Annotated in this window: 10 protein-coding genes; 5 read left to right on the forward strand and 5 right to left on the reverse strand. The window is 68.0% G+C overall.

Annotation, left to right across the window (positions count from 1 at the left end; genetic code table 11):
* Nucleotides 1–801: 801 nt before the first annotated feature.
* The 5 genes from drmD to drmC all read left to right on the forward strand — a co-directional run bounded on the left by drmD (nucleotide 802) and on the right by drmC (nucleotide 14,521).
* Nucleotides 802–4,077 (forward strand): DISARM system SNF2-like helicase DrmD, encoded by a 3,276-nt coding sequence (gene drmD / locus OIE51_RS20550; RefSeq protein ID WP_326599212.1) that lies wholly within the window; start codon nucleotides 802–804, stop codon nucleotides 4,075–4,077.
* Nucleotides 4,077–8,186, forward strand: a complete 4,110-nt coding sequence (locus OIE51_RS20555) for an Eco57I restriction-modification methylase domain-containing protein (RefSeq protein WP_326599213.1) — start codon at nucleotides 4,077–4,079, stop codon at nucleotides 8,184–8,186. Before drmD ends, OIE51_RS20555 begins: the two co-directional genes overlap by 1 nt.
* An 85-nt stretch (nucleotides 8,187–8,271) precedes the next feature.
* A complete protein-coding gene (drmA, locus tag OIE51_RS20560; RefSeq protein WP_326599214.1) occupies nucleotides 8,272–11,799 on the forward strand; it encodes a DISARM system helicase DrmA in 3,528 nt (1,175 codons plus the stop codon).
* Complete coding sequence (locus OIE51_RS20565) at nucleotides 11,796–13,679, forward strand: DUF1998 domain-containing protein (protein WP_326599215.1); 1,884 nt, start codon at nucleotides 11,796–11,798, stop codon at nucleotides 13,677–13,679. Before drmA ends, OIE51_RS20565 begins: the two co-directional genes overlap by 4 nt.
* Complete coding sequence (gene drmC, locus OIE51_RS20570; protein WP_326599216.1) at nucleotides 13,676–14,521, forward strand: DISARM system phospholipase D-like protein DrmC; 846 nt, start codon at nucleotides 13,676–13,678, stop codon at nucleotides 14,519–14,521. The genes OIE51_RS20565 and drmC overlap by 4 nt, the downstream gene beginning before the upstream one ends.
* Nucleotides 14,522–14,687: 166 nt before the next feature.
* On the opposite strand, the gene tyrS is transcribed toward drmC, so the two are convergent.
* From tyrS to OIE51_RS20595, 5 genes are read right to left on the reverse strand one after another with little or no spacing between them, the layout of a single operon-like run.
* Nucleotides 14,688–15,956, reverse strand: a complete 1,269-nt coding sequence (tyrS, locus tag OIE51_RS20575) for a tyrosine--tRNA ligase (RefSeq protein ID WP_326599217.1) — start codon at nucleotides 15,954–15,956, stop codon at nucleotides 14,688–14,690.
* Complete coding sequence (locus tag OIE51_RS20580; protein ID WP_326599218.1) at nucleotides 15,901–17,205, reverse strand: hypothetical protein; 1,305 nt, start codon at nucleotides 17,203–17,205, stop codon at nucleotides 15,901–15,903. The genes tyrS and OIE51_RS20580 overlap by 56 nt, the downstream gene beginning before the upstream one ends.
* A complete protein-coding gene (locus OIE51_RS20585) occupies nucleotides 17,184–18,038 on the reverse strand; it encodes a thiopeptide-type bacteriocin biosynthesis protein (RefSeq protein WP_326599219.1) in 855 nt (284 codons plus the stop codon). The genes OIE51_RS20580 and OIE51_RS20585 overlap by 22 nt, the downstream gene beginning before the upstream one ends.
* Before the next feature lie 18 nt (nucleotides 18,039–18,056).
* On the reverse strand, nucleotides 18,057–19,286 hold the full coding sequence (locus OIE51_RS20590) for a lanthionine synthetase C family protein (RefSeq protein WP_326599220.1): 1,230 nt from the start codon (nucleotides 19,284–19,286) through the stop codon (nucleotides 18,057–18,059).
* On the reverse strand, nucleotides 19,283–22,351 hold the full coding sequence (locus OIE51_RS20595; RefSeq protein ID WP_326599221.1) for a lantibiotic dehydratase: 3,069 nt from the start codon (nucleotides 22,349–22,351) through the stop codon (nucleotides 19,283–19,285). The genes OIE51_RS20590 and OIE51_RS20595 overlap by 4 nt, the downstream gene beginning before the upstream one ends.
* Nucleotides 22,352–22,366 lie beyond the last annotated feature (15 nt).

The following is a 22,366-nucleotide window of genomic DNA, read 5'->3' on the forward strand; positions in this document are numbered from 1 at the left end:
GTGCACGCGTTTCAAGGCTTCGGCTCCTTGAACTCATCGCCCTCCGCGGACTGCCATCTGCGCGAGGGCGTTTCAATTCTCAGGGGGACACCCCGAACGTCCAGTCGGGTGCGGCATACCCTACTCGCACGTTCCGTCGACAGAGGGAACCCAAGGCGCAGTGAACGACGCCTGAAGTCCGGTGAATTGGGACTCTGTCTGACGGCGGTGTCACTCCGTGCCCGGACTGCCGCCGCGGCCTGTGGCCGGAGTCACCACGCAAGGAGGGCATCCGCCGCCTCCAGAGACGCAACGGAGGCCAGGTCGCGCGAACAGCGGGGGGCGAAATGGCTGAATTGGGCATCTATCCCTCGCGGGCGCGCGTCTCGGTGTTCGCACCCAAGCGTGGCGCTGTGACACCGGGTGCACATTACGGACTCTTCATGAGTTACATCACATTCAGTCGCGGAGGCACCGGCGACTGCGGTAGGCCACCGCCCAGCGGACCCGGCCACGCAGCCAGCTCTGCTCTCCGCGCACTGCCCTGGCCCTGGCCACCGGGGCGCTTCTCCCGCGATGGGCGCAGTGCAGAGATTCGCGAGTATGTCGTTTTCGGGAGGCGTCCTTGACCTCGCCACCACGAGATCGATGCCATCGGCTTGGCTCTCGGGAATGGCCCACCGCCGGAATCAGCTGAGCACGAACCGCCGTCACGCGCATTGTCCACGCCGCTTGGACCGCGGGCAGGACTCAGGCTCATGCCAGGATGTACGGGGAACGAGGGCGATCCAGGGGTGGAAGTGAACGCGGGTGAGGGCCGAAGTGCTCAACGAGAATGACCTGTTCGCGCAGAATGCAGCCTTGCCGACGGTAGGCCAGTTAGTTACGGTACGTAATCGGAATTGGGTGGCCACGGCGGTGGAACGCTCCTCGATCGCGGTTGAGGAGCCAGGCAGCCCGCTGCTCGGCGAGGCACAGCACCTAGTCTCCTTGGTTTCCGTGGATGGCGATGCCGGGGATGAGGAGCTGCGCGTCCTATGGGAGCTTGAGCCCGGCGCGGCGACCCGCGAACAGCACGCCCTGCCATCGCCGATGCGCGGTTTCGACGAGCCGGCGAAGCTGGACGCGTTCCTGGACGCGGTGAGCTGGGGCTCGGTGGCGACAGCGGACAAGACGCTGCTGCAGGCCCCGTTCCGTTCCGGGGTCAAGCCTGAGGATTACCAGCTCGACCCCGTGGTGCGGGCGCTGCAGATGCCGCGCACGAATCTGCTGATCGCGGATGACGTCGGCCTCGGTAAGACCATTGAGGCGGGTCTGGTGATGCAGGAGCTCATGCTGCGTCACCGGGCGCGCACGATGCTGATCGTGTGCCCGGCGTCGCTCACACTGCAGTGGCGCGATGAGATGCGCGACAAGTTCGGCCTCACTTTCAAGATCGTGGATGCGGAACTCCTCAAGGAGCTGCGAAGGTCTCGTGGCCTGTACGCGAACCCATGGACGCACTACCCACGGCTGATCGTCTCGATCGACTGGCTCAAGCGGGATCGGCCCCTGGCGCTGCTGCGCCCGATCCTGCCATCGGTGCCCCAGTATCCGCGCACCTTCGATCTCCTCGTGGTCGACGAGGTACACACCTGCGCGCCCTCGGGTACAGGGAAGTACGCGGTCGATTCGCAGCGCACGGCCGCGATCAAGATCCTTGCCCCGCACGCCGAGCATCGGCTGTTCCTGTCGGCGACTCCGCACAATGGCTACCTGGAATCCTTCACCGCGCTGCTGGCCCTGCTCGACAACCACCGCTTCGCCCGTACCCTGGCCCCGTCGGAGGAGGCCAAGGCTCAGGTGATGGTGCGTCGGCTGAAGCGGGAGCTGCCGCCAAAGTGGGACGGCAGCCCTCGGTTCCCGGAACGCGACCTCGACCACCCCCTGGAGGTCGCTTATGACGCCGTCACCCGTGACGCTTACGCGAAGCTCGACCAGTACGCACAGTCGCGCCGGGAGATCATCTCCGGGCAGATGGCCCTGAAGGGGACCGCACCGAACCGGGCTGCGGACTTCGTCGTGACGCTGCTCAAGCGCCGCTTCCTTTCCAGCCCGAAGGCATTCGCCAGCACCGTCGAGGCTCACCTGAAGACGATGACTGCGTGGGAACAAGGGGGTGACGCGGAGCGGGTCTACGACCGGGGAGCGCATTCGGTCGCGGAGAAGGTTCTCGCGGCGATGCTGGGGCAGCTGGACGAGACCGCCGAGGACGACGCCGCCTACGAGGAAGCGGCGAAGCAGGCCCTGGCTACAGCCCGCCGGTTTGTCCCGCCGCTCTCTCCAGCCGAGCGGAAGCTGCTGGAGGAACTGCGTGATTGGGGTTTGCAGCACTCGGACAAGGCCGATGGCAAGTTCACCTCATTCCTCGGCTGGCTGCGTGAGATCGTGCAGCCGCAGGGTGCCGACGATGTGAATGCGCGTTGGGACGGCGAGCGCGTCATCGTGTTCACCGAGTACCGCGACACCCAGCGCTGGCTGCACGAACGGCTGATCAGTGCCGGGGTCCCGAACGAGGCCATCGCGCAACTCTACGGCGGCCAGGACCGCGACGAGCGCGAGCGCGTCAAGAACGTCTTCCAGGACTCCCCGGACGCCGACCCGGTGCGGATCCTGCTTGCCACAGACTCGGCGAGCGAGGGCATCAACCTGCAGAACCACTGCCACCGGGTGCTGCATTGGGAAATCCCATGGAACCCGAACCGCCTTGAACAGCGCAACGGCCGCGTGGACAGACATGGGCAGAACGCCGCGAAGGTCGAGATCGTTCACTTCGTGCCCCGCGGCTGGGACCAGAGCCGCGAGGAGGAAACCGGGTTTGCCGAAGGCACCTTGGAGGACGCGATGGCGTTCCTCGGTGTCGCGGTGCGCAAGGTCGAGCAGATCCGCACCGACCTCGGCAGCGCCGGAGAAGTGATCGCCAGCCAGGTCGAGCAGAAGATGCTCGGCAAACGTACCAACTGGCAGACCACCGACAAGGAAATCCAACGCCGAGCCGGCAAGGCCGTACTGAAGATCCGACGGGATCTGGCGCACGACCTGCAGCAGGCGCAGGACCAGCTCACCCAGACCCGCACTGAGCTGAACCTGAACCCGGAGACGATCGAACGAGTGGTGCGCACCGCGCTGCGCCTGGCCCACAACAAGGACCTGATCGACACCCCATCGCCCAGGGGCGTGAAGGCGCGCTGCTTTCGACTCCCGGATCTGAAGGAGGGGTGGGCGCAGGCCCGTAACGACGGCCTGCGGCACCCGGTGAGCGGCAAGGAGCGCCCGGTCACCTTCGACCAGGACTACGCCGGGCGCAACGACGTCGTGCTGCTGCACCTGAACCATCGCCTGGTCGACCTGTGCCTGCGTCTGCTGCGCGCCGAGCTGTGGTCCCAGGGCGAACACGGCGCGCACCTGACCCGCGTCACCGCCCGGATCGTGCCCGGCGACCTGCTGCGCAACCCGGCGGTGATCGCACACGGCCGCGTCGTGCTCACTGGGAACCGCGGCGTGCGCCTGCACGAGCAGATCGCCCTGGCCGGCGGCGCGATCGAACAGGGCAAGCTGACCGTGGAGAAGGACCCAGCGGTCCTGGAGCGTTGGCTCGCCGCAGCGTCGCAGGACGCGCCGCCACCCGAACTCCTCGACCGGCTCGCCGGGCTGTGGGGAATGCTGGAGACCCCGCTCGGCAAGGCCCTGGCGACCGCGTCCAACAAGATCGCGCGCAAGCAAGGGAAGATCCTGGACAAGCGCTGCGAAGAGGACGTCAAGGCGATGCGGGCGGTGCTGTCCGAACTGGAACGCAACATCCGGGAAGCCTTGAAGTCGGACCCGCTCTGGCGCCAGGACACGCTGTTCACTGTCGAGGCGGAACGCGATCAGCTCAAGAAGGACCAAGCGGAACTGGAGGAACGCCTCGCCGCCATTCCGGAACAGATCGAGAACGAGACCAAGGTCCTGCGCCACCGCTACGCCGACCCGGTCGCCCGCCGCTTCCCTGTCGCGGTCACATTCCTCGTTCCCGCCTTCTTGACCGTAGGTGCTACTTCACACCAGGCAGGCCGCTGATGGCAGCACGCACCCGTTTCCCGAAGTCCGGGCAGCAGACCCCAATCGAACAGCACGCCGAGTGGCTCAACTTGCTACGCCCAGACGGCCCGTTCCTGTCCGCGAAGATCCTCGCCGAAGCGTTCCCGCAGGGTCTTGACGTCGTCGAGAGCTCCCTGCGCGCCCGCCTCCGGCAGGCATGGGCCGAACTCAAAGCCGATCCGGCGGTGCTGTGCTCCGCCTGGCAGCACTTGGTCCTGGAGGAACTGCTCGGCTACCGCGGCCAGGCGCTGCGCCATGGCTCGATGCTGCCGCGTGAGCTGGCCGGCCGTCCCGGCACCCATCCCGACGCACTGCTCATGGGCCCGGCCGACCCAACCAGCGGCCTGCCCGGCGCGGCCGAACGCGCCCTGATCTACCGCCGCCCCTGGGACGAACCCCTCACCCGCGCCATGAAGGGCATGCCGTCGCTTGCCGAACAGGCGGCTGAGCTGTGTCGCCGCCGCGCCGTGCCCCTCGCACTGCTCACCAACGGTCGCCTGTGGGTCCTCGTCCACGCCCGGCCCGCGGCACCAACCTCCGTCGCAGTCTTCGACGCCGACACCTGGTCCGAAGAGCCGCTACTGCTGCGCGCCCTCGCCTCACTGCTCGGTGTCCGCTGCGCCGCGATCGCACCCAAGAGCCGCGACGGCGAGGACACCGACTCTCTTGCCGCCCTGTTCACCCGCACCGCCGACGACACCACCGCCGTCACCAAAACCCTCGGCAACCAGGTCCGCGAAGCGGTCGAGCTCCTCGTCTCGGAACTCTCCCGCCTCAACCGAGAAGCCGACGGCACCGTGCTGGAGGGCGTCGCCCCGCGCACCGTCTACCGCGCGGCCCTGACCGTCATGATGCGTATCGTCTTCCTCCTGTACGCGGAGGAACAGGACCTGCTGCCCGCCGGCGACGAACTGTATGCGGACTCATACTCGGTCACGAAGCTCTACGACCGCCTCGACCAGGACGACGCCGCCATCGCGGACCGCTGGCAAGCGGCCTGGCCCACACTGCTCGCCACCTTCCGGGCCATCCACGGCGGCGCCCGCCACCCGGACATGTGGATTCCTGCGTACGGCGGATCACTGTTCGACCCGACCCGGTTCTCCTGGCTGGAACGTCTGAAGGTCACCGACCGCGTCGTCTTCGCCATGCTCGACGCGCTGATCAAGCTCAAGCGCACCACGTCCGCTGGCAAGGTCACCTCGACGGAACGCCTGTCATACAAGAGCCTCGACGTCGAACAGATCGGCCACGTCTACGAAGGCCTCCTCGAACACTCCGCAGTCCTGCTCGGCGAGACACACCTCGGCCTCAAGGGCAAAGCCGGCCTCGACGCCAAACTCACCGACCTCGAAACCTGGCACGGTACCGGCCGCCTCGACACCGAGGTTCCCAAGCTCGCCGGGCTGACGGCGAAGCAGTTCGCCACCGCACTCGCGACCGAGCCGGCGAGCGCCGACCTCGGCAAGCTCGACGCGGCCTGCGACAACGACCCTGCGCTCGCTGCCAGAGTCCGACCGTTCTTCGGTCTGCTGCGCACCGACCTGCGCGACGAACCCATCATCCACCCGGCCGGGACGGTCATCGTCACCCGGGTCGGCGACCGACGTGACCAGGGAACGCACTACACGCCCCGCTCCCTGGCTGAAGAGGTCGTCCTGCACACACTCGACCCGCTGTGCTTCTCGCCTGGCTCCCCGGAGGGCATCCCACGGCCTGCCGATGGGACGCAGCCAGCCGAATGGGCGGTGCGTCCGGCTTCTGAACTCCTGGCACTCAAGGTTCTCGACCCTGCGATGGGTTCCGGCGCGTTCCTCGTCTCCGCATGCCGGTACTTGTCCGAACGCGTCGTCGAAGCATGGGACCGGGACGGTCTGCCGGAAGCGGTCGCCACACGCCTCAGCGAACAGCGCGAGAACCGCGACGCACTGCTGCTCGAAGCCCGCCGCATGGTCGCCGACCGCTGCCTCTACGGCGTGGACATCGACGAGATGGCCGTGGAACTCGCCAAACTCTCACTGTGGCTCGTCACCCTCGCCAAGGGCCGCCCCTTCAACTTCGTTGACCACGCCCTGCGCTGTGGTGACTCCCTCATCGGGTGTCTCACGGCAGACCAGATTGAGGCATTCCATCTCGTGCCCAGCGATGGGCGCCGCATCAACGCCCGCCTCACCGGTGAGATCGACAAGGTCACTGGCCCGCTGCTCTCCCAGGCGGCGGAACTGCGCCGCGACATCGAAGCCCACGAAGTCATCGACATCCGCGACGCGCGGGAAAAAGCGAAGAAACTCGGCGAGGCCGAAGCCCTCACCGAACGTCTCCGCCTCGCCGCCGACGCCGTCGTCGCCGCTAAGCTCTCCACCGCGACGACCAAGTCCGACGACGCATACAACGACCGCCTTGGCTCTATCGCCGACCTCGTCGAACAAGCGCTCCTGGGAGACAAGGAAGCAGCGACCAGAGCCCGCACCATCATCGATGGCTGGCTCCTCGGCCCCAACGCTGGATCACGCACCGTCCCACTACGGCCGTTGCACTGGCCGCTTGAGTTCCCCGAGATCGTCGCCGACCCCGTTCGCGGCGGCCACCGCTTCGACGCGGTAGTGGGCAATCCACCATTCTCAGGCGGCAACCAACTCAGCGGCCGCATCGGCAAAGACGCCCACGAATACGTCGGCCAGATTGTCGCGGACGGCCACACTGAGGGTGGTCAAGTCGACCTCGTTGCCTACTTTCTGCTTCGCGAACTGACACTCATGCCGAGCGGTCGCCTCGGCATGATCGCAACGAAGACCATCGGCCAGGCAGGCACGCGTAAGGTTGGGCTCGCGCGCGTTGAAAGTCAGGACCGATCGATCTACCGCGCCATCAAGTCTCAGCCCTGGCCTGGCGGCGCGGCCGTCCACGTCGCGCTTGTCTGGGTCGGGAAGATGGGCGGCAAGGAGCAAACTGTCCTCGACGGAACGGTTGTTCTGGAGATTGATTCAAGCCTGACCAGGCCATCACGGGTCGTCGGCGAGCCGCACACGCTTGCGACCTTTGCTGGTCAAAGTTCTCAGGGCTGCAAGACAACTGGTACGGGCTTCCTCTTGGAACCAGCTGCAGCTCAGGCTCTTATTGCGAAGGATGAGCGTAACGCGAAGGTCATCTTCCCGTATCTCATCAATAATGAGGTAAACAACCAGCCGGACTCATCGGCAACACGTTGGGCTATCGACTTCAACGACATGCCCGAGGAGGAAGCACGAAAATACCCGGACGCGTTCTCAATCCTTGACGAGCGAGTCCGACCCGGGCGGCAGCGTAAGAAGCCGGATGGAAGCTTCCAATTGCGGAACCCGCTACCGCAGCGCTGGTGGCAGTACGAGGAGAAACGGCCAACGCTGCGCGTGACTATTGCCGAATACGAGCGCGTTCTTGTGATTGGTATGCACAGCAAGTACGGCCTGCCGAGCATTGTCCCGAATGGTCAGGTCTTCTCGCACTCTTTGTGTATCTTTTACACTTCTGACGTGACCGCCATGCTCGCGCTCCTGACCAGCGCTTGGCATTTTAACTGGTGGACCGTCAAAGGCGAGTCGACGATGAAATCGGACCCGCGCTATACGCCTTCCGATGGTTTCGACACGTTCCCACAGCCGGAGATCACCTCACGCATCCGTGCCGCCGGCGAGGAGTTGGACACTTACCGCCGCCATGTCCAGTTGACGCGGATACCACAGCTCGGTATGACCGATCTCTACAACGAAGTCCACAACCCGGAGAACCGTGACTCCGACATCCAGCGTCTGCGCGAGATCCACATCGAGATCGACGAGGCAGTCTCTGAGTCCTACCTCGCGCATCCCCTCGCTGCACAGTTCGGCTGGACGCCGCTGATCTTGAACCATGATTTCCACGAGACCACCCATGGCCTGCGTTGGAACGTTGATCCCGACATTCAGATCGAGATGAACGACCGTCTCCTCGAACTCAACCATGCCCTCTACGCGGATGAAGTCCGTCGCGGCCTCCACAACAGGAAAGGCTCCGCCAAGCCCAAGAAGGCCGTCGGTCCGAAGGAGACCCCGGATGATGCGCTGTTTTAAGGGAGCGATTCACTGGAGCTGCGACCCTGGTGATCGACGCCGATGCCCCTATCCCTGTCAGTGCCAGGCCCTATGGTGGTGACCCATGAGCGACAAGTTGCCGTCCCTGACGTCGAGCGATCCGGTCCTGGCGGTCCCGTCTCCCGGTGAGGTGCGGGACGAGCTGGCCGAGCTGGTAGTGCGGGACCTGCTCGGACCTGTGGGCGGCGAGCTGGAGGAAGTTCCGGACTCACCGACAGACTGGTATGTGCTCGGTCGGCTCGCACCGAACGGCACCGCGATCGTGCCGGAGGAGTTGGACACCGCGCCCGGCGACAGCGAGCTGCCAGGGGCGGACGAGGGATCTCCGGACACGGATGCGCCGAACGTGCCGAGCCTGAGTCCGTCATCGGTCGGGTTCACCGCGCGGGTACGCGGCGACACCGACCGCCTGGAAGTGACCGGGGAATGGGCGCGCTATGTTCGCGAGCACTCGACTGATCCAAGTATCGAGAGGCTGATCTGGCGACGCGAGCCGCACTCGGGCGGCGTACCGATCAAGCTGGTCGAAGGTTTAGTGGAACCCGTTGTGCTCGATCCCACTGACGAGAAGGTGGTGCTGCGCGGTCGGATACGCCGCTTCCGTGACGACTGGCTGGTCTCGCTGTTCCTGGTCAATACCACCGAGACGGATTCCAACTCCGCGCTCCACTGGGTGTTTCAGGCCGAGCTCTCGGCAGCCGGTACGGATGGCGCGGCGGTGTTCCTGCCCCGGCACGAGCCCGGTTCCGGCGGCGATATCGCTGATCAGGGCGAGCAGCGGCGTCTGGCGATGGCGTACCGGTTCAGCCCGGAGTTCGCTGTGGGGCACGCCGCTGGAGTGCACGCGACGGCGAGCAGCACCGATCCAATGACAGCGGTCGCGATTGAGACGAAGGCCGCGCCGGCGTATGACGTCGCACAGACTGATGCGCCGTCGATCGACAACGACCCGGATCTGCCGGAGTTGGCCGACCTGTTGGTCGACATGAAGCTGCTAGCCGAGTGCGAGCCGCAGGATCTGCGGGCGGGGCTCTTGCCGCTGGTTGCCGGATATCGGGCGTGGATCGGGCGGGCGGAGGCGCGGATCGGACAGGATGGCCAGTACCTCGACGAGTACACGGACCAGGCCATGGAAGCACTGGTTGACGCGAAACGGGCGGCTGACCGGATCGAGGCGGGGATCGAGCTGGTGCTCGGGAACACGGATGCCCTGGCCGCGTTCCGGTTCGCGAACAGCGCGATGCATCTGCAGCGCGTTCACACACGGGTCGCTGCGGCCCGGCGCCGTGACGAATCCCGTGATGCCGGCGAGGTTTTCCTTGACGAAGACAAGCCGCATAACCGGTCCTGGCGCCCGTTCCAGCTCGCGTTCTTGCTGTTGAACCTGCCCGCGCTGAGCGATCCGGCACATCCGGAGCGCGCCACGGGGGCCGAGGCGGTGGCAGATCTGCTGTGGTTCCCCACCGGTGGCGGTAAGACTGAGGCGTACCTCGGGTTGACCGCGTACACCCTCGCCATCCGCCGGATGCGGCCGGATCTCGGCGGACTTGACGCGCGTCATGGGGTCGCGGTCCTGATGCGTTACACGCTGCGGTTGCTGACGATCCAGCAGTTCCAGCGTGCCACCGCGCTGATCTGTGCGTGCGAGGTGCTGCGCCGCCGGGATCAGGTGCGGTGGGGAGAAGTGCCGTTCCGGATCGGCCTGTGGGTCGGGGGGAAAGTCTCCCCGAACACGACCGACAAGGCCGAGGGGTGGGTCAGAGACGTACGCCGGGCCAGCGGTCGGCCGGCGCAGAATTCCGGTTCGCCCTATCAGCTCACCAGTTGCCCGTGGTGCGGCACCAAGCTTGAGAAGGGCCGGGACGTCGAGGTCGACAAGACGCTGCGCCGTACCTACTTGCGCTGCCCGGAACTGTTCGCCTGCCCGTTCGGTGGTGGTGACCTGAGCGGGGAGGGCCTGCCGGTCGTCGTGGTCGACGAGGAGATCTACCGGCTGCTGCCGAGTCTGGTGATCGCGACGGTCGATAAGTTTGCGCAGCTGGCCTGGAACGGGCGTACTCAAGCCTTGTTCGGGCGGGCCTCGCGGCACTGCTCCCGGCACGGGTATGTCACGGCTCAGGTCGTCGAAGAGGACTGGGAGGCAACACATCACCTGGCGGAGGGGCGCCATCCCGCCGCGTCGCTTACTGCGGCCACCCCGGTGCGCCCGCCGGACCTCATTGTGCAGGATGAGCTGCACCTGATCTCCGGTCCGCTCGGTTCGCTGACTGGCCTGTATGAGGCTGCCGTGGACCGGCTGGCTACCTGGGAGTATGTGCCGGGAAAATCTGCGCGGCCGAAGGTGATCGCCTCCACGGCCACCATCCGGCGTGCCGAACGCCAGATCCACGCCTTGTTCGACCGGCGCGCAGAGGTGTTTCCGCCGCAGGGCCTTGAGATCGGTGACAGCTTCTTCGCCCGGCAGCGGCCCACGGATTCGCATCCGGGCCGCCGCTACATCGGGATCTGCGCGCAGGGGGTGCGTACGAAGTCCACGATGATCCGTGTGTACGTCGCTGTGCTCGCCGCCGCGCAGACCGTACACAAGAAGTACGGGCACAATCCGGCGACCGACCCGTACATGACGCTGGTCGGCTACTTCAACAGTCTGCGCGACCTCGGCGGCATGCGGCTTTCGGTCGAGGACGATGTTTCCACCCGGCTGGAACGGATCAACGAACGGGGTCTGTCCCGACGTTACGACCTGCGGCTCGACGAACTCACTTCGCGCCTGAGTTCGGAGCGGATCCCGGAGATTCTCCAGCAGTTGGAGTACACCTTCCCCCGGGCCAACAAGCTGACGCCGATCGATGTGCTCCTGGCCACCAACATGATCGCTGTCGGAGTCGACGTCTCCCGGCTCGGCGTCATGGTCGTGGCCAACCAGCCTAAATCCACAGCTGAGTACATTCAGGCCACCAGCCGCGTCGGTAGGGCCGCCCCCGGACTGGTGTTCACTGTGTTCAACTGGGCCCGCCCACGCGACCTGTCGCACTACGAAACCTTTGAACACTTCCACGCCACCGTGTACCGGCACGTGGAGGCCCTTTCGGTCACCCCGTTCGCGGAGCGCGCCATAGATCGCGGCCTTACCGGTGTACTCGTTGCGCTGGCCCGCAACCTGGAGGCCGGAGACAACGGCAATCTCGGTGCGCAGACCTTCGACACGCGTGGGAGCAAGGCCGACCACATCGTGCGCTACCTGGAACGCCGGGCGGGTGAGGTCGCCACTGATCGGGCCGTTGCGACCCGAGTACGCGAGGAACTCGACAGCGTCCTGGATATGTGGGCGCGCGAGCAGCGGCGCCCGGCGACCAGGCTCGCCTTCGACGCCAAGGGTAAGACCGATGACATCGTCGGGCTCCTGCACAGCCCGGACTCCGGCCCGTGGAAACGCACCACTTGCCCGACCTCGCTTCGCGAAGTCGAACCGGGTATCCGGCTGATTTTGAGAGCAGCGCCAGGTAGCGCCGACGGCCATGAGGAGCATCCGTACCTTCCGCGCGCGAACCCGGATACCGACGGACCCGGACACGAAGGGGAGCTGCCATGACCATCACTGCGGACAGCTCGCAGTCGGCGAGCAATCTGCGGGTCGGGGAGTTGAGGCCCAGCCAGCTGCTGCACACCTACGGCGTTGGCTCGGTCGCGGACCTGCCGAACCTGTCGGTGATGATCCTCGGACTCGACGAGTGGGAGTTGGAGGAGGCCGCTATTGTGCCGGAGGAGCGGCTGCTCGCGGCGGTGCGCAGCAAACTCGGAGCCCAGGTACAGAACCTGCGGATGCCGCCGTACACGCCAGAGGACCAGAACAATCCCACCGGCGGCTGGTCCCGGATTGGGGTGCCCGTCGCGGTCTTTCCCGGTTGGCTGCGTTGTACCGACAACCGGTGCAATCGACTCGCCCCGGCCGGCTCGGGACTGTTTCACCTGTTGCCCAACAGCTACGCGCCCGACCGGACCCGCTACGTCCACTCCTGCCGTGGGACCGGTCACAAAAGGCCGACCGCGGTACCGGCGAGGTTCGTCTCCGCCTGCCCGGCAGGCCACGTGGACGACTTCCCATGGATGTACTTCGTCCACCGCGGAGCGCAGCACGGGGCGGACCACACACTGAAGCTGGTCGAGCGCGGCACGACCGGCGAGGCTGCGAACATCTTCGTCGAATGCTCCTGCGATGTGAACTCCCGGTCCATGGCCGAGGCGATCGGCACCCGCAGCGAGCAAGTGCTCCCGGCCTGCCGAGGTCGACACCCTCATTTGGGCATCTTCGAACCCTGTGACGAGCAAACCCGGACGATGGCGCTGGGCGCGACGAACGGCTGGTTCGCGATGCAGCTGCGGGTCTTCTCCATCCCGCACGCCGATGACCCGGTGGACAGCGCCGTGGCTGAACACTGGGCCGGGCTGCGCGTAGCGGCACAGCTGCCACGCGAGACCGCCCGCTTGGTCCTGCCGACCCAGGTGATGTGGCCGCAACTCGAGCGGTTCGGCACGGACATGGTGCTCAACGCGATCGAACGGCGCCAGAACGCGAACCAGGCCCCTGTCGCCGAGGACGTCGACGCGCTCGACATCGCCGGACCGGAATGGCTCGCCTTCACCGGCAGCCCACAGAACCATCCCGACTTCAGCGTCAGCGAGGAGGCCGTCCCGGCCTCGCACCGTGACTGGCTCGGCCAGGTGCGCCTCGTCAAGCGGTTGCGTGAAGTATCCGCCCTGTATGGGTTCAGCCGGATCGATGCGCCGGAATGGGGTTCCGCGACCAGCGGCGGCCTCGTACTGGAGGAGAACCGTGCCCCGCTGTCCAGCGCCGCACCGTCCTGGGTGCCGTGTGCGGAAACCCGCGGCGAGGGGATCTTCCTGCGCTTCGACGAACAGCGGGTCACCGCCTGGGAACAGGACCCGAGCGTCATCCGGCGCGCCAAGACCCTGATGAAGGCGCACGAGAAGTGGTGCGCCCAGCGCCGGACAGAAGCGGACTGGCCGGGTATCCGCTACCTCTTGTTGCACACCTTCGCCCACGTCCTGATCCGCGAGTTCGCCCTCGAATGCGGGTACGGCGCCGCCGGAATCGGCGAGCGGATCTACGCACGCTCCGGCGAGGACCCGATGGCCGGGATCCTGCTGTACACCGCGGCTCCCGACAGCGAGGGCACCCTTGGAGGCCTGGTCACCCTCGGCGGACAGTACCGGCTCGGCAAGTTGATCGACCAAGCGCTTGAAGCCGCGCGGCTGTGTGGCTCGGACCCCCTGTGTGCCGACCACAACCCGGTCGCGCACGGCCGCCTGCACGGCGCGGCCTGCCACGCCTGCCTGTTCGCCGCGGAAACCTCCTGTGAGCGCGGCAACCACTTCCTGGACCGCGAACTGCTCGTCGAAACATTCAGCGGCCGGCCGGGCGGGTTCTTCGCAGACTTCTTTACGGCATGACCAGCCTCGATGGCCCTCAGACCGCGCCCTCGCTGCCCGAAGTGCTCTCCGGGCTGGTCGCCAGCCTCCCCGAAACCCACCTCGCCGCCTGGATCAGAGTCTTACGCACCATCGTGGCTCCCGATGAGCGGACCGAATCCCGCCTTGTCGCCGCACACCCGGGCGCGGGGCTCGGACCGCGCGCTGAGCTGCTGCTGTCCTCATGGATGGCCACCGATCCGCAGGTGTCCGGTCCGGCGGTAGCCTTGGCCCTCGAAGCCGCCAGCAACCGGTACGAGCTCGACCGCACCTCTCACCGTGTCGAAATCGCGGTCTCCGGCCCCGTGAGTGACGCAGTCCCGATCAGGCTGACCGCATCTGTTGCCGTCGAGGTGATCCGTGCCGCCACCAACACACTTCTGGTTACCAGCTACGCCGCGTTCGGTGTTCGGGAGATCGTCAGCGAGATCGGAGCAGCGGCAGACCGCGGAGTGTGCGTGGATCTGGTCCTGGAGACCGTGCGCTCCTCCGGCGGCAGGCTGAATGGGAACACGGACGGGCGTGCCGCGTTCTACGAACTGCGCTTCCATCCGGACGTGCACCTCTGGGAGTGGGCGAATGACCAGCGGCACGGCCCTGGCCGTTGGCGTGGCAGCATGCACGCCAAAGTCATCGCCGCCGACCGTGGCACCGCTCTACTCGGCAGCGCGAACCTTACTGACAACGCGTACACCGACAACCTGGAGATCGGCGCGGTCATCCACAACCCCACCGCAGTCGCCAGCCTCGTCGACCACTTCACGACGCTGATGCACTCAGCGGACGGTCCCCTGATCCGGCTGCGTTGGGCTTCGCTGGGCTGAGAAGATCGCGGAAGTGCTTACGGGTCGGCCCCACTGTCTCGGCGACCATGGTGCGCAGCGGCATGACCGGTCCGAGGGTTGATGCCGACGAGCTTGCTCGCCTCGCCGCTTCACGAGCCGGAGATATTCCCGATGCTCACGGCTGAACTCCGTTTCCTGGTCTGCTTCAGGTTCCGGTGACCTCGATCGCCGCCAGATTCCTCTTGCCCCTGCGCAGCACCAGCCAGCGCCCGTGCAGCAACTCGTCGGCCGTGGGCACCGCGTCCTCGGCGGTCACCTTCACGTTGTTCACGTAGGCGCCGCCCTCCTTCACGGTGCGGCGGGCAGCCGACTTGCTCGCCACCAGGCCGACCTCCGCGAACAGGTCAGTGACCGGGCCGAGTTCGCTCACCTTGGCGTTCGGCAGCTCGGCAACGGCGGCGGCCAGCGTCGCCTCGTCGAGTGCGGCGAGCTCACCCTGCCCGAACAACGCCTTCGACGCGGCGATCACGGCGGCGCACTGGCCGGCGCCGTGCACCAGCGTGGTCAGCTCCTCGGCGAGCGCACGCTGCGCGGTACGGGCCTGCGGCCGCTCCTCGGTCACCTTCTCCAATTCTTCCAACTCCTCGCGGGACTGGAAGGAGAGGATGCGCATGTACCGGGAGATGTCCCGGTCGTCCGTGTTCAGCCAGAACTGGTAGAACGCGTACGGCGTGGTCATCTCCGGGTCGAGCCAGAGCGTGCCGGTCTCCGTCTTGCCGAACTTGGTGCCGTCCGCCTTCGTCATCAGGGGCGTCGCGAGCGCGTGCACCTCGGCGTTCGGCTCCAGGCGGTGGATCAGATCCAGTCCGGCCGTGAGGTTGCCCCACTGGTCGCTACCGCCCGTCTGGAGCGTGCAGCCGTACCGCCGGTACAGCTGAAGGAAGTCCATGCCCTGAAGCAACTGGTAGCTGAACTCCGTGTAGCTGATGCCCTGGGCGGACGCCAGGCGCTGGGCGACCGAGTCCTTGGTGAGCATCTTGTTGACCCGGAAGTGCTTGCCGATATCCCGGAGGAACTCGATCACGGACAGGCCCGCTGTCCAGTCCAGGTTGTTCACCATGGTCGCCGCGTTGTCGCCCTCGAAGGAGAGGTACGGCTCGATCTGCGCGCGCAGCCGGGTCACCCACTCGGCGATGACCTCCGGGTCGTTCAGGGTGCGCTCGGCAGTCGGCCGCGGGTCACCGATGTGGCCGGTCGCGCCGCCCACGAGCGCCAACGGCCGGTGCCCGGCCTGCTGGAGCCGACGGAGGGTGAGCACCTGCACCAGGTGGCCGACGTGCAGGCTCGCCGCGGTCGGGTCGAAGCCGCAATAGAACGTGACGGGGCCGTCCGCGAGAGCCTTGCGCAATGCGTCCTCGTCAGTGGACTGGGCGATCAGCCCGCGCCACCTCAGCTCGTCGACGATGGCCGTCACGGTCTGTCTCCTCGAGTGGCGTGTGCCTCTGGCGATTAGCGTAATACGCCAGCCACCGACCGGGTTTGTGCTGGTCGACGGGCTGCGCGAAGTCCTCTACGCGTCGTTCACGATACCGGGTCGCTGTCGACAGGATGGTCCGTGAGCGTGCGGGTGAGCACCGATTCGCTGGTGTCCAGCGCGGCTGACAGGACGGTCCGCAGGGGTGCGGGGAGGTCGCCGGATCCGAGCGCGCACAGGTCGATGATCTCGGTGAGGTCGTGCGCTTGGTGGGTGGTGAGAAGGCTGGCGCAGGCGTCGTGAGCGAGGAGGTCGCGGGCGGTGTAGCCGTTGCAGGTTGAGGTGGTGTGGTGGATGAGGTCGGTGGCGATGTGGCGCGCCGTTGGGTGGTTGATGTCGCCGGTGGCGTCGATGGCGGACAGGGCGAGGCGGGTGTGGAAGACGGCCAGGCCGGGGCCCGGTCGAGGTGCTGGTAGCGGTCGAGCAGGGCGGCAAGGTCGTGGTCGGTCGGCTGCTGGGCGTGGTGTCGGCATAGGGCGGTCAAGCAGGTGGTGACGGCGTTCTCCCAGGGCTCGCCCGGTGTGGTGTCCTCCAACAGGGCGAGGGCGCCGCTGTGGTCGCCGGCTGTGGCGTGGGCGAGGACGGCGACTTGGCGGCCGTCGAGAATGCGGCGGCCGATGCCCTTGTAGCGACGGAGTTGGGTGTGGGCGTCGTCCCAGCGGCCGGCGACGGCCAAGGCTCGGGAGCCGGTGGACAGCAGGACAGCCCACAGCCACTTGCGGACGTCCTGGTGTGCCTCTGACGAGGTGGTGAGGGTGGCTGCGGGGATGGTGATGCCGTCGATGGTGGTGCCGGTGCGGGTGTTGACGGCGGTGAAGAGGGACTCGATGAGGGTGAAGGCGCGTTCGCCGTCGCCGTCGCGGATGTGGAGGCGGACGAGGTTGACCAGCGGTTCCAGGGCGCGGCGTGTGGCCTTGGCGTCGAGGGGGTGGGCGCGCAGGTAGACGTTCGCGTGCCGGTGGCACCAGTGGCGGGCCAGGTCAGGCAGGCCGACGTCCGAGGCGAGGAGCGCGGACAGGTTGAACACGGCGGACGCCTCCCCCGTGTCGCTGTTCTGGTCGGCCGCGCGTGCGCGGTCGCACAGGTCGGCCACGCGCTGGTGCAATGGGGTGCAGGCCGGGCGCGGCCGGGCGACGAGGGGGAACCAGGCGAGCGTCCGGTTGCTGATCACCGTGCTGCTGGGGGCCATGTCTGTCCTTCCCGGGGCTCTTGCTCGGTGTTGGCGTCGGGCGGCCCGAAGACGATGGCTTTGGCGGTGGTGGCCAGGATGGATTGGGCGGTGTGCGGGAGTCCGAGTCGGTTCCAGGCGAAGATGATGTGGTGAGCCAGGACGGCGCGCAGCCCCCGGTGAAGCCGTCCGGCCATGGCGAGATCGGCCAGTTCGCGGCCTGCGGTGGTGAATGCCTGCGGCCACGTGGCGGCGACGGTCAGCGTCGCGCTTTCGCGGGTGAGGCAGGTGATGTCCGCGCCCATGATCCGCCGAAGCCCGGCCTGGAGGTTCCTGAGTCGGTGCGCGGGGGGCGGTTGGGGTGGGTCGCGGTGGTCGGCGACGCGTGCCCATACGTCGCCTTGTTCGTACCAGTCGAGGCCGGCGGCGCGGAGCATGGCCGTGTACAGGAGGATCGACAGCTCGCGGCGGTGTCCGTCGCCCGGGTTCTGGGTGAGGTGGTCCAGGAAGTGGTGGCTGTCGAGATGGAAGAGGCGGTGTGCGGTGGCCATGGCCTGTGGCCCGCCGAATGCGTGGACTTCGGGCTCGTAGATGACGGGCGTGAGGGCGCTGATGTGCCCTTCCTGCTGGAGGCGTCCGATCTCGCGCAGGAGCTGCGTCTCCGTCTTGGTGGGGTCGTCGGCGGGCTGGTAGCGGATCCGCCAGCAGGGTGCTTTGCGGATGAAGAACCAGGCAGCGATGAGCCCTTCGGTTTCGGCTGCGGCCATGCGCGGGGCGAGGTGGGTGAGGGCGGTGTGCTCGGCGGTGGCCCAGTGGGGGAAAGCGACGTTGAGTTGCCGCCACGGTGTGTCCATTCCGGTCAGCTCCGTCTCTTATGCCAGGAGGAGGATGGCGTCCCAGCCCGTGGTGGGGGCGGTGCCGGTGCCGAGGGTGTGCAGCGCGAGTGCGGCGCCGGCGGCGCCGTCGAGGAGTTCGGGGTCGGTCAGGGGCTGGGTGATCGGGCCGGTGAGCCGGGCGGCGAGGCGGGGGATCTCCGCGGCGATGCCGGGAGTGCGGGCGTCGGCGGCCATGCGCCAGGCCGCTTGGAGCAGCCCGGCCTTGCCGTGGCAGAGCCCGATTTCGGGCAGGAGGTCAAGCTGGGCCGGGTCGCGCAGGGTGGTGAGCAGCGCGGTCTCCGCGGCCCGCTGACGGGCGGTGTGGCCCAGGGCCATGCCTGCGAGTTGCTGGGCGCGGGCGGTGCCGGCGATGCCGTAACACCATGAGGGACGTGGCCGCAGGCTCGGATCGACCCGCCGTTGCTGGACTTGGTCGAGGGTGACGAAGCCCGGCCACCAGGGCCCTGCGTCGTCGTACTGGCGCCACTGGTCGGTCCAGGCGCAGATGCGCTCGGCCGCGTCCCCCGCGCCGGTGACGGCGAGGCCCCGCAGGAGGGCGAGGGACAGCAGGGCGAGGACGGAGCCGATGCCGTGGGACAGGCCGAAGTTCCCGTGCCCGCCGGGGAAGTCGGGGTGTGGCTTGCCGTTGGGTGACAGATCCGTCCACCACGGCGGGAGGCCATCACCGGAGAGCGGCTCGGTCAGGCGCACCAGGTAGGCCAGTACGTCGTGGGTGACCTCGTGGTGCGGATGGCGGGCCAGATGGTAGGCGCCGAGCCCGGCCAGGCCGCGGATCAGGTCGAACTCTTTCATGGTGGGGCGGTCGCCTTGGTCGATGCGGGCGTGGGCGTCGGCGAGGCGGCGCCGGGTGACCGTGATGGTGGCGGCGTCCAGTTTCTCCAGCGCGCGCTGGTATCGGGCGGAGGAGCCGGCGGCGGCGTTCAGGACGAATGCCAGGGCAGGGGCTCCCATGTACAGGCCCGCGTTGGCCGCGGCGGTCAGGTTGCCGGCGGCGGCCGAGGACAGCCAGGCGTGCGCCGTGGCCCAGTCACCGCGGCCGGATTGGGCGCGCTCGATGTGCAGCAGGGCGACGCCCGCCGCGCCACCGGCCAGAGACTGTGGCCACGCCCGGCCGCCGGGCGGCGCCGCAGCCCAGGCGGTGCGCGGGTCGGTCAGTGCGACGGCGATCGTATCGGCCGCGTCCAGCGCCTCCGGGTTCGGTCTCATGACGTTCCCCGCGCTCGTGCGGTCCAGCTCAGCGCCGCGGCGCGGGCCAGGTGCAGGCATTGGCGTTCGGCCTCCAGGTCGACTCCGACGATGCGGGTGTGGTGCAGGTGCAGCAGTTCGGGCAGCAGAGCGGTGGCATCTGCTGTCCCCGCCTGAACGAGAGCGGTGCGGTAGGCGGCCAGCGCGTCCCGGCGCCGCGACCAGCTCGTGACGATCTGCTCGCCCCCGGGCTGGCTGGCGAGACGCCTTTGGTGATTCGGGTTGGCCAGGGTGACGGCTTGGTTGTAGAGGGCGCGGGCCGGAGGCGTGGTCGTCGTCCGTGCGTGGGTGACCAGCCACGTCATCGCCTCGGCGGGGTTGCCGATGAGGCCCGTCACGAGGTCGAGCATGCTGGCGGCGGTCAGGGCTCGCGCATCGGGGCCGCCCTTCGCCGCGCTCGCCGCGATCTGCGCGACGGCGGCCTGCGAGTCCGCGGCGAAGTACGCCTCGGCGGAGTCCATCGCCGCCGCGCCGCCGAAGCGGGCGGTCTCGGGGAAGTCCGTGTCCCACTGCACCCGGGCGACCAGACCGGTCCGACGCAGCCTCTGGCTCCACGCTCCGATCACCGCAGTAGCGGTCGCGGCGGCGCCGACGGGAACGGACAGCCGCAGCCGCAGATGGTCCTCGGGGTCGCGGTAGGGCAGGAACCACCACCGCACCTCATCGCTTAACTCACCCAGCAGAGCGGGCAGATGGTGGGTGAGAATGCTGCCGTAGTGATCCGGACGGCCATACAGCTTGACGAAGAACCGCCCGCCGCACCCGGGCAGATGGCCATGATCACGCGCGACCGCCTGCGCGGCGTCCAGCCCCTGCGGGGCCGGTCCAGGCTTTGTGGCGGAGGCCATGGGGATGACGATCTCGTGGACGCGCCCGCCTGCCCATCCCGCCGCACCGGCGGCCGGCTCGGCGCGGAGCATGGCGGTGCCGTCGCGCTGGATGTGCGCACGCAGGAGGGCCCGGTGGGAAGACTCGGCAAGGTTCAGGCGGATGCGCTGATCGCCGTCGCCGACGTAGACCGTGCTCGGGGCGGCGACCTGGTTCCGCCATGCTGCCAGGGACTCGTCCCATTCCGCCCACTCCGCATCGTCGCTGGCCAGGTCGGTGGCCATGAGCCGCCAGCGTGCCGGAGACAGGATCGTACGGCCGTGGCGCAGCGCGGGCAGGAACGGCAGCCCGGCTGCGGCTCCCCAGTCGAAGGGAGTGCAGGGGATACTCAGGGCGACAGTGGCTTCGGTGAGGAAGCGCACCAGAGGATGCGTGTAGCGGGTCGGCTCCACCGCGTTGAGCGTCACGAACTCCAGCGGGCGACGGCGGGAGACGGAGAGCAGGTAGAGGCGGTCCACGTCCGCGGTTACGGCGATGTCCTCCAGCCTGATCCCGGGCTCGTCGCCGTGGTCGCGGCACTCGCCCAGGGCGAGCAGCGTGGGCATGACGCGGGGGGTCCGGGCGACGTTCTCGGCGCTCGCATACAGCGGGGGCGCGGAGATCTGTACGGTCAGCGCGCCCTCGTTCGTGCCGGGCGCGGTCGCAAACGTCTTCGCCATGCGCTCCCAGTCACCGGCATCCAGCAGGTTCAGAAAACGGCCGACGGTGGTGCCGGCGGTGCGCGATACCCCGACAATCGCCAGCGTGAAGTCTCCGGTGTCCAGGGCACGGGGGCTGGTGGCGTGGACGCGCACGGTCAGTTCCGTGGTCGGCTGGACGCGCGCATCGGGGACTGGGGTTGCGAGGTCGGAGACCGTGGTCTCATCGAGTGCGATCTCGTGCTGTCGGCGCAGCGCCGCGTTCTGGGCGAGGTTGAGCAGCTTGATATCCCGCTCGGTCGGCGTTCTGCCCGACGGGGCCGGGGGTGCGCCGAGGAAGCCGGCCGGGTAGCCAAGTCCGATGTCGCCGTCCACGGCGTCGAGGAGCGGCACGAGGGCGCGTGGGCCGTAGCGCTCCAGGAAGCGGCTGTGCCAGGTCACCCATGCGGCGCTGAGGGCGGGGCGGCCGGCCAGCTTCGTCAGCACGTTCGCCGCCCGCGCGGCCTCCTCCGCGACCAGGCGCGGGACTGTCACCCCACCCTCCAGCCGCAGATCAACGGTGAGCGCGGGCCCGGAGACAGGGGCGAGGTTCCGCATGGCGGCGGTGAGCCGCCCACGCTCGGTGTGTGCGAGATCGGAAGTGGGGGCGGTGTTGTGCCGTGCCATTCCGTCGGCGATCTCGCGCAACTGATTGCCGGTCTCGGCCACGGCAGAGACCGTCTGGGCGGGCAGGGTGGCAAGGAGATGTCCGAGTGGGTCCGCCGTCGTCATCGGGGGGCGCAAGCTGGTGACCAGGAAACGTTGGTCGACCAGGCCCGCCAGCAGGCGCGCGATAACGTCGGCGGGCACGCCGGGGAACTCGCTGGCGAGCTTGCCCGCAAGGTCGGCCAGCAGGATGGGGCTGCGCGCCGCGTCCATGGCCGAGGCGACGGGAGTGCTGGCGCGGACCCGGACATGGGCCGGCGCCCCACCGGAGGGGCCGGAGCTGCGGTGTTCCAGCACCAGATGACCGTCCCGCTTGACGACCAGCGCATGGGCCTGGACCGTCAGGTGCGGCTGGAGCGCGGGCTCGGCCTCCAGGCGTTCGATGACCGCCGTGAGCCACTCGGCCGTCGGCCCCGCGATGGCCCGGTGCCGGGTACCGAGGCGTACTGCCGTCGTCTCGGCGACCTCCACCGGGGCTACCCCGGCGAACAGGCCGAAGGGGGTGGCCCGTCCCGAAGCGCGCAGCACGTAGCGCATCACCGCCATCACCGCCTTGCGAACGGCGTTCTCGGGGAGTTCCCGCCCTGCGCAGATGTCTCGTACGCGGCGGGCCAGCACGGGCGTGGCCTGCTCCAAGGCCGCTGCGAAGCCGGGTATCCGCAGGGCCTGTTCCAGCCACGGCCGCCAGGACTCCGCTGCGTCTGCCTCGCCGACCAGGTCGGGCCACGACGGTATGGGGTGGCCCGGCGGCCAGGCCACTGCGCGCACCATCGCGGCATCGAGGAACTGATACACCGGCGACCTCCATCG

The sequence above is a fragment of the Streptomyces sp. NBC_01803 genome (assembly GCF_035917415.1).
GTDB lineage: Bacteria > Actinomycetota > Actinomycetes > Streptomycetales > Streptomycetaceae > Streptomyces.